Annotated in this window: 17 protein-coding genes; all 17 read right to left on the bottom strand. The window is 48.1% G+C overall.

The genetic code is table 11. The features are described from left to right. Nucleotides 1-9: 9 nt before the first annotated feature. The 17 genes from J0B03_RS01410 to J0B03_RS01490 all read right to left on the bottom strand — a co-directional run bounded on the left by J0B03_RS01410 (nt 10) and on the right by J0B03_RS01490 (nt 16,563). Nucleotides 10-438: a LapA family protein gene (locus tag J0B03_RS01410; RefSeq protein ID WP_207300117.1), complete on the bottom strand. Its 429-nt coding sequence runs from the start codon at nt 436-438 to the stop codon at nt 10-12. A 24-nt stretch (nt 439-462) separates the two neighbouring features. Continuing rightward, nucleotides 463-1,347 (bottom strand): protein translocase subunit SecF, encoded by an 885-nt coding sequence (gene secF / locus J0B03_RS01415; RefSeq protein WP_207300118.1) that lies wholly within the window; start codon nt 1,345-1,347, stop codon nt 463-465. Between the two features lie 9 nt (nt 1,348-1,356). Continuing rightward, complete coding sequence (secD, locus tag J0B03_RS01420) at nt 1,357-2,604, bottom strand: protein translocase subunit SecD (protein WP_207300119.1); 1,248 nt, start codon at nt 2,602-2,604, stop codon at nt 1,357-1,359. A gap of 73 nt (nt 2,605-2,677) precedes the next feature. After that, the gene (gene scfB / locus J0B03_RS01425; protein ID WP_207300120.1) at nt 2,678-4,021 is read right to left on the bottom strand and encodes a thioether cross-link-forming SCIFF peptide maturase; all 1,344 of its coding nucleotides are present in this window, start codon (nt 4,019-4,021) and stop codon (nt 2,678-2,680) included. A gap of 70 nt (nt 4,022-4,091) precedes the next feature. Continuing rightward, nucleotides 4,092-4,235 carry a six-cysteine ranthipeptide SCIFF gene (gene scfA, locus J0B03_RS01430; protein ID WP_207300121.1) on the bottom strand — a complete coding sequence of 48 codons (144 nt, stop codon included), beginning with the start codon at nt 4,233-4,235 and terminating at the stop codon, nt 4,092-4,094. 40 nt (nt 4,236-4,275) lie between these two features. Continuing rightward, nucleotides 4,276-4,593: a preprotein translocase subunit YajC gene (gene yajC / locus J0B03_RS01435; RefSeq protein ID WP_207300122.1), complete on the bottom strand. Its 318-nt coding sequence runs from the start codon at nt 4,591-4,593 to the stop codon at nt 4,276-4,278. Nucleotides 4,594-4,646: 53 nt separating this feature from the next. Further along, nucleotides 4,647-5,759: a tRNA guanosine(34) transglycosylase Tgt gene (tgt, locus tag J0B03_RS01440; protein ID WP_207300123.1), complete on the bottom strand. Its 1,113-nt coding sequence runs from the start codon at nt 5,757-5,759 to the stop codon at nt 4,647-4,649. A 12-nt stretch (nt 5,760-5,771) separates the two neighbouring features. Beyond that, nucleotides 5,772-6,794 (bottom strand): tRNA preQ1(34) S-adenosylmethionine ribosyltransferase-isomerase QueA, encoded by a 1,023-nt coding sequence (queA, locus tag J0B03_RS01445; RefSeq protein WP_207300124.1) that lies wholly within the window; start codon nt 6,792-6,794, stop codon nt 5,772-5,774. 111 nt (nt 6,795-6,905) lie between these two features. Further along, nucleotides 6,906-7,937, bottom strand: coding sequence for a Holliday junction branch migration DNA helicase RuvB (gene ruvB / locus J0B03_RS01450; protein ID WP_207300125.1), 1,032 nt, complete (start codon nt 7,935-7,937; stop codon nt 6,906-6,908). A 15-nt stretch (nt 7,938-7,952) separates the two neighbouring features. Then, nucleotides 7,953-8,552 (bottom strand): Holliday junction branch migration protein RuvA, encoded by a 600-nt coding sequence (gene ruvA / locus J0B03_RS01455; RefSeq protein ID WP_207300126.1) that lies wholly within the window; start codon nt 8,550-8,552, stop codon nt 7,953-7,955. Between the two features lie 92 nt (nt 8,553-8,644). Further along, nucleotides 8,645-9,373: a YebC/PmpR family DNA-binding transcriptional regulator gene (locus J0B03_RS01460; RefSeq protein ID WP_207300127.1), complete on the bottom strand. Its 729-nt coding sequence runs from the start codon at nt 9,371-9,373 to the stop codon at nt 8,645-8,647. Nucleotides 9,374-9,440: 67 nt separating this feature from the next. Continuing rightward, nucleotides 9,441-10,070, bottom strand: coding sequence for a YigZ family protein (locus J0B03_RS01465; protein WP_207300128.1), 630 nt, complete (start codon nt 10,068-10,070; stop codon nt 9,441-9,443). Continuing rightward, nucleotides 10,063-11,835: a GTPase HflX gene (gene hflX / locus J0B03_RS01470; RefSeq protein ID WP_207300129.1), complete on the bottom strand. Its 1,773-nt coding sequence runs from the start codon at nt 11,833-11,835 to the stop codon at nt 10,063-10,065. Before hflX ends, J0B03_RS01465 begins: the two co-directional genes overlap by 8 nt. A gap of 12 nt (nt 11,836-11,847) precedes the next feature. Continuing rightward, nucleotides 11,848-12,168 carry a hypothetical protein gene (locus tag J0B03_RS01475; protein WP_207300130.1) on the bottom strand — a complete coding sequence of 107 codons (321 nt, stop codon included), beginning with the start codon at nt 12,166-12,168 and terminating at the stop codon, nt 11,848-11,850. A gap of 130 nt (nt 12,169-12,298) precedes the next feature. Further along, on the bottom strand, nt 12,299-12,949 hold the full coding sequence (locus J0B03_RS01480) for a vWA domain-containing protein (RefSeq protein ID WP_207300131.1): 651 nt from the start codon (nt 12,947-12,949) through the stop codon (nt 12,299-12,301). 81 nt (nt 12,950-13,030) lie between these two features. Then, entirely contained in the window at nt 13,031-14,035 is a 1,005-nt protein-coding gene (locus J0B03_RS01485; RefSeq protein WP_207300132.1) for an O-acetyl-ADP-ribose deacetylase, read from the bottom strand. Nucleotides 14,036-14,058: 23 nt separating this feature from the next. Then, a complete protein-coding gene (locus tag J0B03_RS01490; protein ID WP_207300133.1) occupies nt 14,059-16,563 on the bottom strand; it encodes a DEAD/DEAH box helicase family protein in 2,505 nt (834 codons plus the stop codon). Nucleotides 16,564-16,584: the final 21 nt, after the last annotated feature.

The raw sequence follows: 16,584 nt of genomic DNA on the forward strand, positions 1-16,584 counted from the left end.
TTTTTGGTGTCAATATTGTGGGGTGTTCATATCCGTTCCAAACTCCGGTTGCCCCGTTGCTTCTTCCTGTGGCGGTTCCGTTGACGAAGAATCATCCGTCTGGGTCAACTGCTCCTCTTTTATAGCCAATCGCTCTTCCAAAGCGGCTTTTTCCTGCTCCAGTGTTCCCAGTCGTCCTTCCAGCTCTCTTTTTTCGCCTTCCAAGGCTTCTTTTTCCTTGGATACTTTCTTCAAGTTCTTGCCTGCCTTAAACTTGCTGTACAGGTTGAGCATGGCCATGATGGCGGCACCCAATGCCACCGACAGAAGGATGACCAGGGCGAGAGACGCTTCCCCTTCCATGGTCAAAAACTTGATATCCACCGGTTGGGCATTTTGTAAGGCAAAAATGCTGACGATGATGGCGAAAATGATGGCAATGATCACTCCTGCTTGCATGGATAAAACCTCCTTATATTTGAACTATCTTTTGGCCGGGTGGCGTTTTCGATTTTTCAAAACAAACCAAATGCTGCTGGCCACAAAAATGGATGAATAGGTTCCACTGAGGAAACCGACGATCATGGGCAATGTGAAATCCTTGATGGATTGTACCCCAACGGCATACAAGGCTCCGATGGCGATAACCGTTGTCAGCGTGGTGTTGATGGAACGACGCAGGGTTTGGTGGATGCTGTCATCCACCAGGTTCTCAAAGTCGTATTTTTTGTATTTGCTTCGATTCTCCCGGATCCGGTCAAACACCACGATGGTATCGTTGATGGAATAACCCAGGATGGTCAAGATCGCCGCAATGAAGGGTGTGTTCACCTGGATCCCCAGTATGGCATAAACACCCAGCACGATGACCACGTCGTGGATCAAGGCGATGACTGCCGCCAATCCGAACAAGGGTTCAAAGCGGAAAGAAATGTAGATCAACATGGCCAAAATGGCGACCACGACAGCCAGCAAAGACTGCTGCTTCAATTCGCCACCTACGGTAGCACTGACATTGTCGATGGAGAGTAGATCTTCCTTTTGGTCAATGTTGAACTTGCCTGCCAGATCGTCCAAAAACTGGGCCCGCTGGCTTTCGCTCAAATCGACGCTGGTGCTCAAGATCATCTGGCTTCGCTCTTCGCCAGCATAGGTGATATCCGCACTCTCGTCAAATTTATCTGAAAATTCCCGTATGTCTTCCGTTTCAAAGGACTGGTTCAAATCGACTTGAACAATGGTTCCACCTTTAAAATCGATCCCAAGGTTCAACCCGCCAAACAACAGTGCGACCACGCAGATGACCATCAATGCGGCAGACAGGATGAAAAACTTGTTGTGGTTCTTCGTTATGTTTACTTTTATCATGGTCTCCTCCTATGCCCCGTACATTTTTCTATTGTTGATCAACGATGCGTTTATAAATGTTTTCAAAATACGCTTGGTCAGGAACATGGAAGTAAACAAGCTCCAGCCGATCCCAAGCATCAATGTCACTGCAAATCCTCGAACGGAACCACTGCCCATGGCAAATAGAACAACTCCGGCGATCAGCGTGGTGACATTGGCATCCACGATGGTGGTAAAACCCCGTTTAAAACCGGCGTCTACCGCAGCCAGCAAGGACTTGCCAAGCTTCAACTCTTCCTTGACCCGCTCGAAGATGATGACGTTGGCATCCACGGCCATGCCGATGGATAAAATGATCCCGGCGATCCCAGGCAGGGTCAGGGTATAGCCCAATGCCGCAGAGCTCAATAGGAACAGCAATATATAGATGGAAAGGGCGATGCAGGCAACAAATCCGGGAGCTCGATAATACAGGAGCATGAATGCCAGGACCAAGGCGATCCCGATCAATCCTCCCAAAAGGCTCTTGGAGAAGGAATCTTGTCCCAGTGTCGGTCCAATGGTTCGGATCTCCACAGGATCCAGGGCCACCGGCAAGGCACCTGCCTTGATCAGCATGGCCAGATTTCCGGCTTCTTCGATGCTGCCCATTCCTTCAATGACCGCTTCTCCGTTGGAGATGACGGCGCCAACTACAGGAGAAGAGATAACTTCCCCATCCAGCTTGATCTCAATGACTTGATTCAAAAACTCTTGGGTGGCTTCTGCGAAAGCTTCCGTTCCCTCTGCGTTCAACTTGAGGGAAACCACTGCCTGCTGCACACCCATGGAATTATTTTGATACACCGCATTAGATTCCACCACATGCGCACCGGTGATCACTACTTCTTCATCCGGCGTGATGAATTCCAGCTGGGCCGTTTTTCCGATCAACTCCAGTGCTTCCTGCTGATCCTGAATATCCGGTATACTGATCCGGATCCGGTCGTCTCCCTGTCGGGCGATGACCGGTTCGCTCACACCAAGGGCGTCGATCCGTTGCCGGATGGTGGCGATGGCACGATTGATTTTTTCATCGGTGACCGGGTCTCCCTCCGTCTCCTGTGCTTCCAATACTACATATACTCCACCAGTGAGATCCAACCCGTAGTTGAGGGCATCCTTTACCGGTATTACTTTATAATTCCCTAATGAAAGTCCATTGACCAGAACCCATCCCACAAATGCGACGATGAGGATCAACACGGTCAATTTGATCCTGTTTTTCCCTTTCATACAAACCCTCCTTATGTCGTAAACAACAGATTTATTATATCGGCTTTGACTTTTTTCGTCAATTTTATCTCGTTCAATTACGGTCCTGGAGCGCAATTTTGATCATAATGGCGCATTCCACTCTTTTTTTCTCCAAAATGCACCCCAGTTCATACGGAACGGCAATATCCTTGTTGAAGTTATAGGCATTGGCAAAGCATCCCCCGCCGCAATAATACTTGGCCCAGCAATCCTTGCAGGCCGGCTTGTCCGCCAGATTTACTTTTTCAAAATCCTTGCGGATCGTTTCCGCCACGATACCCTGTTCCAGATCCCCCAGTATGAACTCTTCCAACCCGACAAACTGATGGCAGGGGTAGATCTGCCCTGTAGGGGTGATGGAGATATAGTCCGTACCGGCTCCGCACCCGGAGACCCGCTTGTAGGCACAGGGTCCTCCCGCCAGATCGATGTTGAAGTGGAAAAACTGAAAATCCTTTCCTTCTTCCCTGCTTTTCAGATAAGCTGCCGCCAGATCTTCATATTCCTGAAGCAACAATTCTACATCCTCTTCCCGAAGCGCGTAGGGTTCCTCCGGCGATGCCACCACCGGTTCCACAGAGATACTTTTGAATCCCTGGTCTGCCAGGTCCAGGACGTCCTTGGAAAAATCCATGTTGTTTCGGGTAAAAGTACCTCGAACATAATGGTCCTTGTCTCCCCGGATCTCGGTCATCCGCTTGATCTTGTCGATGATGTATTGGTAGGTCCCGTCCATGTTGACCGTCTTTCGCATCCGGTCGTTGGTCTCCTTGCGGCCATCGAGACTCAATACGATATTGGACATGTTCTCGTTCAGATATGCCATGTTCTCTTCATTGAGCAACAAGGCATTGGTGGTCATGGTAAAGCGGAATTCTTTGCCAAATTCTTCTTCCTTGCTTCTACCGTACTCCACCAGGGCTTTGACCACATCCAGATTCATCAGGGGTTCTCCCCCGAAAAAATCCACTTCCAGATGTCGTCGGTTTCCACTATTTTCAATGAGAAAATCAAAAGCCTTTTTCCCGGTTTCCAGTTCCATGAGGACTTTTTCTCCGTGGAAGCTTCCCTCGGAGGCAAAGCAATAGGCACAGCGCATGTTGCAGTCATGGGAAACGTGAAGGCACATGGCCTTGATGGGATGATCCGTCGTGACCTTATCTTCCAGTACGATCTCCGGAGAGTTCAAGAGTCCCTGTTCCTCCAAAAACTCCAGCTCTTTCCAGCTTTCTTTCATTTCCTCTACCGGGTACTTGTCTTGCAACGACGATATGGCCTCTTCCCAGTTGGGATAGTATTCCAATAAATCGTCGGTGATAGGATCTATCTCAAATACGGAACCGGAATTGACGTCCAGCAGTATGTGGTATCCATTTAAAGTATATTTGTGTATCAACGCTCTTCCTCCCAAAGATTTCTTTCTACAGAAAATGAGCAGTAAATATTTGCATATTTACTGCCCTCTTCTACTCTTGTGTGTTTTCGCACTTTTGATTGCCAACGGTACAAGAAGTCTTGCATGCGGACTGGCAGGATGTCTGGCATTCGCCGCAACCCTTGCCATCCAGGTTGTTCAAATTTCCCTTGTTGATGATTTTGATGTGCTTCATGATTTCACACTCCCTGTTTATGCAATTTCAAGGCAACGGATCATTCCGTTTCCGTTCGTGTCGGTTTTTCTTCCACGTAATCGCTAACGTCCTTGTTCAAAACGTCGGCTACTGCGGATCGGCTCATCTGTACTTTGATGTTGTCCGGCTTCAGTTGTACGATCAATGCATCGTCTTTAAAACCGAAAATTTCGCCGTAGAATCCTCCGATAGTCATGATTTTATCGCCTTTTTCCAAGGATTTTCTCATGTTTTGAACTTTCTTTTGCTGCTTGCTCTGCGGTCGGATCACAAAGAAGTAAAAGAACGCAAATACGAGTATGATCGGTAAGAATGATGCTAATTCACTAGCTCCCATAAGTTGTGTTGTCCCCTTTCAAATTATTGTTTTCATTATAGCATTTTTTTTGGTCAATATATATATTTCTTGAAAAATTCCTTTTTGTATTCCACAAAGGAATCTTCCATGATGGCCTTACGGATGTTCTCCATGGTCTTGAGGGTGAATCTCAAATTGTGTTCCGACAAGAGGCGAAGACCCAAGATCTCGTTGGCCTTGATCAAATGTCGCAGATATGCCTTGGAAAAGTTTTGGCAACAATAACAGTCGCATTCTGCATCCAGGGGAGAAAAGTCTTCCTCATACTTGGCATTTTTGATGACCACTTTCCCTGTGGACGTCATGGCGGTTCCATTTCGGGCGATCCGGGTTTGAAGAACGCAGTCGAACATGTCCACACCACGCTCCACTCCTTCGAAAAGAGCGTCGATACTGCCTACACCCATCAGATATCGGGCCTTTTCCCTGGGCAGATGGGGCAGGGTGTAATCCAACACTTCGTACATAAGGGGCTTTGGTTCCCCAACGCTCAATCCTCCGATGGCGTATCCGGGAAAATCCATGGCCACCGTTTCCTTGGCGCTGATCTCCCGAAGATCTTGATACATGCCTCCCTGTACGATGCCGAAAAGAGCCTGTTTATCCGTATTTTTGTGGGCATCCTTGCACCGCTTCGCCCAGCGAAGGGTCCTCTCCATGGACTTCTTGGTATAATCGTATTCCGCCGGATAGGGTGCGCACTCGTCAAAGGCCATCATGATGTCGGATCCCAAAACGTTTTGGATGTACATGGCCTCTTCCGGACCGATAAAATGCTTGGATCCGTCCAAGTGGGACCGGAAAGTAACTCCCTCTTCCTTGATCTGGCGTAGATCCCCCAGGCTGAAAACCTGGTATCCGCCGCTGTCCGTCAGGATGGGTTTGTCCCAGTTCATGAACTTGTGGAGTCCCCCCGCCTTTTCCATGACCCGGGTCCCCGGGCGGATGTAGAGATGGTAGGTGTTGGACAGGATGATCTGGGCACCGGTCCGCTTCACATCTTCCGGTGTCAGACTCTTCACCGTTGCCTGGGTTCCCACGGGCATGAAGATGGGTGTTTCGATGACACCGTGGGGCGTATGGAGCTTGCCTACCCGTGCACCGGTATCTTTGCATTCTTTGATCAATTCATAACGTACTGCCATGTCTGGCCTCCTCTATCGAATGAACATGCTGTCTCCAAAGCTGAAAAACCGGTATTCCCGGTCCACTGCTTCCTGGTAGGCATGCAGGATGATCTCCCTGGTGGAAAATGCGGAAACCAGCATGAGCAGCGTGGATTCCGGCAGGTGAAAATTGGTGATGAGGCCGTCGGCCCCTTTGAATTCATAAGGTGGATAAATGAAAATATCCGTCCAGCCACTGGATGGGACCAATGGAAAACCGTTTTTTGCCACGCTTTCCAAGGTTCGCACCGAAGTGGTCCCCACACAGATGATGCGACTTCCGGAAGCTTTCGCTTCGTTGAGGATGGCAGCTGTTTCCTCCCCCAGTTCATAGTACTCGGAATGCATCTTGTGTTCTTCCAGCTTGTCCACTTTTACCGGTCGGAAGGTGCCGATGCCTACGTGAAGAGTGATAGTGCAGATCTTTACGTCTTTATTTCGTATGGCTTCTAAAAGTTCCGGGGTAAAGTGAAGACCGGCTGTGGGTGCCGCCGCAGATCCTGTTTCTTTGGAATAGACCGTCTGGTAGCGTTCCCGATCTTCCAAATGCTCGTGGATGTAAGGTGGCAAGGGCATGTGACCCAGATCATCCAGGATGTTCTCAAATATACCATTATAGTGAAACTCCATGATGCGAAGTCCGTCCTCTTCAATGGACAATATTTCGCCGGAAAGGATCTCCCCAAAAGTGATGATGTCCTTGGGTCTTGCCTTTTTCCCGGGTTTGACCATCACTTCCCACCGGTCTGCAGAAAGTCGCTTCAAAAGAAGGATCTCCACCACCCCTTCCCGTTTCGTGTTCTTGCCGAACAATCGGGCAGGAAGGACCCGGGTGTCGTTGAGAAGAAGGACGTCCCCCATGTTCAAATGATCGATGATGTTGTAGAAACGCTGGTGTTCCATATGACCGGTCTTTCGGTCCACCACCAGCAGCTTGGAATCGTCCCTTTTCTCCAAGGGATGCTGGGCGATCCGCTCCTGGGGCAACTCATAATAAAAATCCGATGTTTTCATAATTACTCCTGTTCTCGATTCATTCAATCATGATACTAAAATTTCCCCTTGAAATCAACCGGAACACAAAAAAACCTTGGGTCCTGTTTCAAATCAAGACCCAAGGAAGTGTTATTTTATCTCCTTGTCAAAAAAACTGATGGCTTCCGAATCCATGGCGATCCCCATGTGCTGATAGGCCAGCCTGGTGGCGACCCGTCCTCTGGGTGTCCGCTTGAGGAATCCCAACTGGAGCAGGTATGGTTCATACACATCTTCGATGGTCGTTTTTTCTTCGTCGATGGTGGCTGCCAGGGTATCAAGACCAACAGGTCCTCCGGAAAATTTGACCATGATGCTGGTGAGCATCTTTCGGTCCACTTCATCCAGGCCGATCTCATCCACTTCCAGCAGATCCAGGGCCATTTTTGCCGTTTCCTTGTCGATGGTCCCATCGCTTCGGATCTGGGCATAATCACGGACCCGCTTCAAGAGCCGGTTGGCGATCCGGGGCGTTCCCCGGGAGCGACCCGCCATTTCCATGGCTCCTCCTTGATCCATGGGCACATCCAAGATCTGGGCGCTTCGCAGGATGATCTGGGTCAACTGTTCCTTGTTGTAGATCTCCAATCGGTTGATAATGCCAAAACGATCCCGCAGAGGCGATGTTAGAAGTCCAGCCCTGGTGGTGGCACCGATCAGGGTGAAGGGCGGCAACTCCAGGCGTATGGATTTGGCTCCCGGTCCTTTTCCCACAATGATGTCGATGACATAATCCTCCATGGCCGGATACAAGATCTCTTCGATGTTTCGGTTGAGGCGGTGGATCTCATCGATGAAGAGGACATCCCCATGGTTCAAGCCGGTCAGGATGGCGGCCAGGTCTCCCGGTTTTTCTACGGCCGGGCCCGAAGTGATGCGGATCTTGACTCCCATCTCGTTGGCGATGATGTTGGCCAGAGTGGTTTTCCCCAACCCTGGAGGTCCGTAAAGGAGCAGATGATCCAGGGTCTCGTTTCTCTCTTTTGCAGCCTGTATGAAGATGTTCATTTTTTCCTTGACCTTCTCCTGACCGATATACTCCGTAAGCCGTTTTGGTCGAAGGCTGGTTTCCATGTCCACATCGGTTTTTGTGGCTTCCGTCATGATGATTCTATTTTTCAATGGATCCCCTCCATTCTACTGATCGTACGATGCACGTACCGCCAACGCCTTTTTGATGACATCCTGCAGCTCCATGCCGTCGATATAGACAAACTCCACCATCTGAAGTGCTTCCGAGTAGCTGTATGCCAATGCTTCCAGTGCCTCTACGGCTTCTTTGGCGGTACTGGCCGTTGCCGACGAACCGGTGTTGCCATCGCTGGTGGACAAATGGTGTTTGTATTTGTCCTTTAGTTCCAAAATAAGCCGGTTGGCCGTCTTTTTTCCGATGCCCGGCGCTGTTGATATGGCTTTTTCATCGGATGCATTCAAATAACCGATGAACTGATCCAATGTGAAACTGGACAAGATCCCCATGGCCGCTTTCGGACCGATGCCAGAGATGCCGATCAGATCCCGAAAAAGCCGGCGTTCTTCTTTGCTACCAAACCCATACAGGGAGATCTCGTCTTCCCGCACGTGCTGGTGGATGTATATTTTCACCTTGTCCTTGACCCCCTGCATGTTGGCCAGGGTGGTGACCGGGACCAGGATGCTGTACCCGATGTGATTTGTTTCCAGGACCAGACGGTCTTCCGTAAAGTCCGTTATGTTTCCAATGATGTATTCGTACACGCAAACGCCTCCCAAATATTCTAAAAGATCCCCATACAACGTCTGTTAACATTATATAGGAATCTTCCCAGTGAAGCAAACATATATTCGGTTTAATCCTCTTCTTCCCAGTTGTGGTAGACTTCCTGGATGTCGTCGTTGTCGTCGAACATGTCCAGCATTTTCTGCATCTTTTTTTCGTCTTCTTCCGGCAACTTGGTCCATGTGGTAGGGATCATGGCCACTTCCGCGGAAGCAAAACTGTAGCCAGCCTGCTCCAATGCCTTGTAGACCCCGTCAAAAGCATCCGGGTCCGTGATGATCTCAAAGCCTTCCTCTTCGGCGATCATATCCTCTGCCCCACTGTCGATGGCAAGCAGCATCAGCTCCTCTTCATCCACCTTGTCGTCTTTTTCGATCATGATCTGGCCTTTTTTTTCAAACAGGAAGGATACACAACCACTGGTTCCCAGATTGCCTCCATTTTTGTCGAATGCATGGCGCACATCCCCTGCTGTTCGATTCTTGTTCTCCGTAAGGGCCTCTACGATCACGGCCACTCCGCCGGGGCCGTAGCCTTCGTAGATGATCTCCTCGTAATTGGTGGAACCCAGTTCCCCGCTTCCTTTTTTAATGGCACGGTCGATGTTGTCGTTTGGCATGTTGTTTGCCTTTGCTTTGGCAACGGCATCCCGAAGCCGGGAATTCATTTCCGGATCCGATCCGCCCTCTCGAACGGCAACCGCAATGGCTTTGGACAGCTTCGTGTATACTTTTCCCTTGATGGCGTCCGCCTTGCCTTTTTTATGTTTAATGGTCGACCATTTTGAATGTCCTGACATGAGTTTACCTCCTCTTAAATATTTTGCTTTCCCATTTTAACACAGGGATCACCGATGATACAAGATTTTACGCTTCCGGTAAATAATGTTCTTTTGATCCTTCCACCAACACCTGCCCGCTGGTCATTTCCCGGATGCCTTCCTGAAAGGATCCCACCTGGGAAACCGCCACATCGATGTGAAATGTGACTTCCTCCAAATACTCGATGTGGGCCAGCTGATGGTCAAATTTGTCCAAATAATGCTGAAGGCTCCCGATCAGCCCATAATCGACGTCCAGCTTCACCCTCTGGTATCGCTTCATCAATACCGGTACCGCGGCTTCCAGGGCATCCTTGGCGCTCTGACCATAGGCTCGTGCCAAACCGCCGGTCCCCAATTTGATCCCACCGAAATATCGGGTGACCAGGACCAGGACGTTGGTGAAGCCCATGCCCATGATGGTATCGTACATGGGCTTTCCTGCAGTCAGGGATGGTTCCCCGTCGTCGGAATATTTAAAGACGGAAGCATCCGCCTCCAAAACATATGCGTAGGTATTGTGGGTGGCCTTGTAGTGCTCCTTTTGTATCTTATGGATGATCTCTTCCGCTTCCTCCACGGAGGAGACGGGAAAACACATGCCGATGAACTTCGATTTTTTGATGACCAGTTCCACCATGACGGCTTCCCGGATGGTCTTGTACTGTTCAACCATTGCTTTTTCCCTGTTCCAGCAAATATTTGTTTTTTTCACTGATCTGAACGGACAAAACCACGCCGTCCTCTTCAAATGTCTCCTCTTTCACCACACCGAGGCTGTGAAGATAACTTGCATACTTGGTATCCGTGTAGGGCACTTTGATGGTCATTTCCAGCAGGTCTCCAAAGATCTTTCCAAGGATCAGATCCATCAGTTCATCCACCTTGTCTCCATCTTTGGCACTGACCATGACTTTTTCCCCCCGGACCATTTCATAATCCGGTACGACCTTTCCCTCCAGCTTGTCGATCTTGTTGAAAACCAGGATCATTTCCTTGCCGGTGCAACCGATGGAATCCAACACTTCTTCCACCACGCGGATCTGCTGAAGATAGTTGGGGTTGGCACTGTCGATGACATGGAGGATCAGATCTGCATCCTTCACTTCCTCCAAGGTGGATTTAAAGGATTCCACCAGATCATGGGGAAGTTTTTCAATGAATCCCACCGTGTCCGACAGGAGAAATTCCTTGTCGTCCACAATGATCTTTCGGGTCGTGCTGTCCAGGGTGGCAAAGAGCTTGTCTTCCGCCAATACGCTGCTGGTGGACATGCGGTTGAACAAGGTGCTCTTTCCCGCATTGGTATACCCCACCAGGGAAACGACGGGCACTTCATTTTTCACCCGTCGGCTCTTTTGGATCTTTCGAGCCGACTCCATGTCTTTGAGCCTTTTTTCCAGCAGGTGTACCTGCCGGTAGATGGCCCTTCGGTCCGTCTCCAGCTTCTTCTCTCCAGGTCCCCTTGTCCCGATGCCTCCGCCGGTACGGGACAGGACTTTTCCCATGCCCATGAGTCTTGGCAGCCGGTATTTGAGTTGAGCCAGCTCCACCTGAAGCTTGCCTTCCCCGGATCTGGCATGACTGGCAAAAATGTCCAGGATCAATGCTGTTCGGTCGATGATCTTGACACCCAGGACCATTTCCATGTTTCGAAGTTGCACGGCCGTCAGCTCATCGTTGCAAAGAACGATGTTGGCATCCCGGATCTGGATCAGCTCCCGGATCTCCATCAGCTTGCCTTTTCCGATGTAAAAAGCCGTATCGAACCGGTCCTTGTTCTGGGTGATCACATCCACCGGCACCACCCCGGCGGTTTTTGCCAGCTCCGCCAGTTCCACCATGGACGACTCCACATCCATCACATCTTTTTTGCCTTTGACATGAACACCGATCAAGATGGCCCGTTCCTGTTCGTCGGCCACTTCCGTCAGTGCATGACGCTTGTGCTTCCCCGTTCGCTGGACGAATTCGTCCAGGTCCAGCCGGTTGAGCTGGCGAAGGTTTAAGGCTCCAAGCTCCCGAACCAGGAGACCGTCGTCCTGGGCATCCAAAACGCCGACGCCCACCAACAACCCTTTCTCCGTTTGGGCAATGGCTCCAATAAGGTCAAAACCGAGATTTTCCATAGCAGAGGTATCCTGGTCCGACAAGTGGGGATTGCCGTTGGGATGGGTGTGAAAACTCTTCACCCCGGAGATCTTGTCGTAATCCACTTCCGGGAAAGAGGCGCTTCGAAAATCCCCCACGCCAACTTCCAGGATCTCATTACGTTTGTCTGTAACGATAATGACCTCCCGGTTGATGTGGAGGCTGATTTCCATCAAATAGGCAGCCGTCTCTTGATCCAGATAAGAACCTTCCTCCATCCGGTATCCCCGCAAATCTTCTAATTGGTCCAGTGTGCTCTTTTTTAAACCGTCGATATTTCCATAAATCATTGAATCATCACCTTATTCTTCATCGATCAATCGGTTCACCTTGGATTTGATCATCGTATCGATGATCTTCTTGATGATGGCAAACCCAAATACAAGGGCGTACACCAATTGTAGATCCAGTCGTGAGCTGATGCCCATGTACCCCAAAAGGACGTACAAGACACCGGACGCGGCATCCACCAGGCTTTGGTTCATCTGTAGCTGCTTGATTCTGGGATTGTCGAATTCCGGGTTTTCATCTTTCATTTTTTTTGTATAGTCCATGATCCCGATCACGATCATGGCAGCACCGAATAAAATCAGCGCCCATATGATGACTTCCTGCATTTCCATAATCCATCTACCTCTTCTCTGATGATATATCCTTTTCACTTACCACTTCATTATACAAAAGGCCAGGGGTCAATGCCACACATTTCAAAGAGGCAGCAAAAAAACCACCCACTAGGGTGGTCTTCGTGCATCAATTTTTTCCCCGCTTTTTAAAATCCTTGTCGATGGCTTTCTTCCAGTCTTTTGCAATGACCTTGTCGGAACGTATCCTGCTGACGGTCTCGCTGATCACCTGGTAGTTGAGCATGGTTCCTTCCTTGTCTGCATGATAGGTGGCCGCACGATCCGGATCGATGCCGAAGCGCTGTGCCGTGTCCACTGCATCCATGTTGGCTCCAAGGAACAGGAACTCCCAGTTGTATTTGGTCTTTTGCCGTTCGATCATGTATTTGATCTTGTCGTAAGTGTACTCCCTGCTTGCATTTTCCATACCGTCGGTGGTGATGACGAACATGACGTGTTCCGCCCGTTCTTCTTCTGCCGTATGCTTTTGGGCGTTGTCGATCTTGTGGATGGTCTTTCCGATGGCATCAAGAAGCGCCGTCGTTCCCCTCACATAATATTCCTTGTCGGTGATGGGCGCAATGCCTCGAAGGTTGATCCGGTCGTGGAGCAATTCGTAGTGGTCGTCAAAGAGGACCGTTGTCAACACCGCTTCTCCCGACTCTTTCTTCTGCTTTTCCAACAACGCATTGTAGCCTCCGATGGTGTCCTCTTCCAATCCCCCCATGGATCCGCTTCGATCCAAAATGAATACCAGTTCCGTCAATCCTTTTTTCATCGATATTTCCTCCATTCCTTATCTTTGATCCAAGGATATCATGGAAGAAAGTTGGAAAGGTCGCACGCCAGGCGACAAATATCAACAGGCGCCTAGAAGATTTTGATCAAAGGCAAACAGGGCTTCGTTGATCTCGAATACGTTGTAATTGGCTTCCTGGATGAAATACTCCACGATGATGTCAAATTTGCTGCTGTGGGACAAGGCAAATCCGGCACGTCGCAAAAGATCCTCCGTCTCATCCAAACTCAACTGCAAGGCGATGGCAAAAGCCAGAACAGTTGGTTTGCTGGGTTTGTAGCCCATGTCGTTTCGGATCTTGGAAAACAACTTTCGGTCGATGTTGGCTTTTTTGTAGGCTTGTGCATCCGTCATTCCCTTCTCGTCGATCAGACGCAAAAGCATCTGGGAAAAGGTTTCATCCATTTGATCCACCAGTTCATCCAGTTTCCGCTTTGCTTTCTTGACCGGCTGAAGCGCCTCTTCATGAGAGATGCTTTTTTCATATTGCAGGAGCCGGTGATCGTGGATCCGCTCGTTGTTGTAGACGGGTTGTTCCTCTACGAAGCGGTCGTCAATGAATTCTTCGATGGATGCAAACAATTTTTCGGACAAGGTAAAGGATCCTCGGTCAAAAACCACCAGATACACCAGCATGTCATGTTGGAGGAGGAAGTCTCCGATGACGGATATGGCGATCTTTAATGCCTGGTCTTTGGGATAACCATAGGCACCTGTCGAGATCAGCGGAAAAGCAACGCTCTCCAGCTTATACTCTAGAGCCAGGGCCAGGGAATTGCCATAAGCCTTTGCCAGCAATACGGGTTCGTTTTCTTTCCCACCACTCCAAATGGGACCTACGGTGTGGATCACATATTTGGCAGGCAGATCATAGCCTTTGGTGATTTTTGCCTCTCCAACAGGACATCCGCCGAGAGTCCGGCATTCTTCCAACAACTTTGGACCAGCTGCCCGATGGATGGCTCCATCCACTCCTCCTCCGCCAAGCAAGGATGTATTGGCAGCATTGACGATGGCATCCACATGCATTTTTGTGATGTCGTTTCGGATGATTTCCAGTGGCATGGAGCAGGCCTCCTTCTACTATTTCATTTGGATTTTGAAAGTCTTCTATCTAGGAATTCATTGCGTCGAAATTGCAGCGCATCATTGATTTGATCAACAAACCACTGGGTTCTTTCCGATTCCTTCTTACCATCTGATGAACACCAGGAAAAATTCAGGCGAATATGGAGCTGTTCGTCTTGGAATGAAAAGATGTCACCGTGGGTTTTACATAAGAAATGGATCGGATTGCTCTTGATCGTTTTCCACCAATCCTCATCAGTAAATGATCCAGTATTTTTCGTGTTATTGAATCGGACCAGATCCAGCTTGTTTCGGTTGTTTTGATAGAAGGTTTTAAATGTCTCTATGATCAATGGTTTATCAACAGATCTACTGATCCCTTTATCTCCAATAAAACTTGCTATTACCGGAAGTTTATACAAACGACTCATATTCGTATTTTCAACAATTTTCAAGAATTCATGTTCATTCGTTCCCAAAAAATCATCATCAAGAGCATCATCTTCCCACTTAACTATGTATGAAACGAAATCCTTAAAGGGATTTTGTTTTGAATTCTGCACCAACAACTGATACTTTTGATTATCCAACCAGGAAAAGAACTCCACTCGACTCGGTACCGACTTCGAATCTTCCCCTTCCTCCTTGCAGGCAAAGTACCAATCTTGGACCATATCCTGAAGCTTCCTTCGGCTGTTTAGAACCTTTTCAAATAAATCGATCACTTCAAAATCAAAATCCACATGACAATCAAAAGGTAAAATGCTACTATCCCCTTTACTCCGAACAAAGTCTTTCAAGGAAGCGTTTCTCCTGCCCAAAAGTAAAGGAATCAAATCTACATTTTTGAAATTTCCAATAAAATCAAGAACTTTGATTTCCGACTTGCCTTGTGCCTTCCGAAGTCCCCTACCCAATTGCTGTAAAAAGACGACTGGTGATTCCGTCGGCCGTAAAAACAGCAACAAGTCAAGATATGGAATGTCCACTCCTTCGTTAAGCATGTCCACCGAGAAAATGACATCCAATTTTCCATTTTTCAACTTCTCAATCCCAATTTTCCGGTCACAATAATTTTTTCTGCTGCTGTCACTATGAATACAACTGCTCCTGATCCCCATCTTGTTGAAATAATCCGCCATAAACTCTGCATGGTCGATACTCACACAAAAAGCCAAAGCGCTCTTGCCCCGGTATTTCAAATAATTCTTATAAATAAGCTCTGCCCTGGTGTTGATGGAGAGTGCTTTCTCCAGTTCTTTCTCAACATACTTTCCCTTCAAAAAAGTTATATTCTCATAGTTCACACTGCCATCATAAATACCATAATATTTGTATGGAACCAGCCAACCTCTGTTGATGGCACTGAACAGATCCACTTCATAGACACTGTTAAAATCACACAGTTCGTAAATGTCTTTCTGGTCCATCCTGTGAGGAGTTGCCGTCAATCCCAACATGAATTCAGGTTTAAAATGATCCAGAATTTTTCGATAGGAACTTGCCGCACCATGATGGATCTCGTCTATGATTTCATATTCAAAAAAAGCAGCATCAAACTTTTCCAGATTCTCTTTTTTACTCAGCGACTGCACGGAAGCAAATAAGATCTTTGCGTGAAAATCTTTATAACCGGCAAATAATCGCCCCAGTCCGTCTTCTCCCCGAATTTTTGCAAAAGTATGATATGCCTGATTCAATATTTCTTCCCGGTGTGCAACAAACAGGACGTTTTCGTATTGTATTGAATCAAAAGCAGCCAAATACGTTTTCCCGATCCCTGTAGCTGCTACAACCAGTGCTTTTTCATTTCCTTCCTCTCTCGTGTTGGCCAACTCCAACAGTGCTTCCTTTTGGGCGCTGTTCGGCTCAAAAGGATCTTTAGACTTGGATATCAAATAGATCGGCAAGGATTCGTTTATTGCAGAATTATCTTTAAATATGTCTCTATTGCCCTGATTATCCGTATAGTGCTTATTTACATGCATTTTATACTTTTGCGTCAACGGTTGAACATAGTTGTCCCTATAGTCCTCAATTTTATCTTTAGTCAGAGGATAAGATTCAAAGGTGAAGAGTTGATCAAACGCACTTTTGTAATTCTCAACAGCTTTTTCATCTCTAGCTCCTTCAAGGATGTAATTCCACTCCACCCCATTGGTTAAAGCAGCTTTTGATAAATTTGAACTCCCAATAAACACCCGGCTGTTTACCGTGTCTTTTCCATGAAAGAAATACGCTTTTGGATGAAAGCTGGGAGCATCTCCGTTATACAATCGTAGAGAATTCTCACCCAGGAGATAGTACATGGACAATAGCGCCGTAGGATCCGTGACGTTCAAGTATGTACTGGTCAACACTCGGACAGGTATGTTGTGTTCCAATGCAGATATCAAGATTGGTTCAATCAATTGATACCCTGACCATTGAATAAAGGAGACGATCATGTCTATTCCCTTGATTTCCGTTGGATTAAGATCCATATGATGGATCAATCGGCTTGTTATTGCTCGTTCAGATATCATCTTCCACTTCCATTTCTTGGA

It is taken from the genome of Alkalibacter rhizosphaerae, from assembly GCF_017352215.1.
Lineage (GTDB): Bacteria > Bacillota > Clostridia > Eubacteriales > Alkalibacteraceae > Alkalibacter > Alkalibacter rhizosphaerae.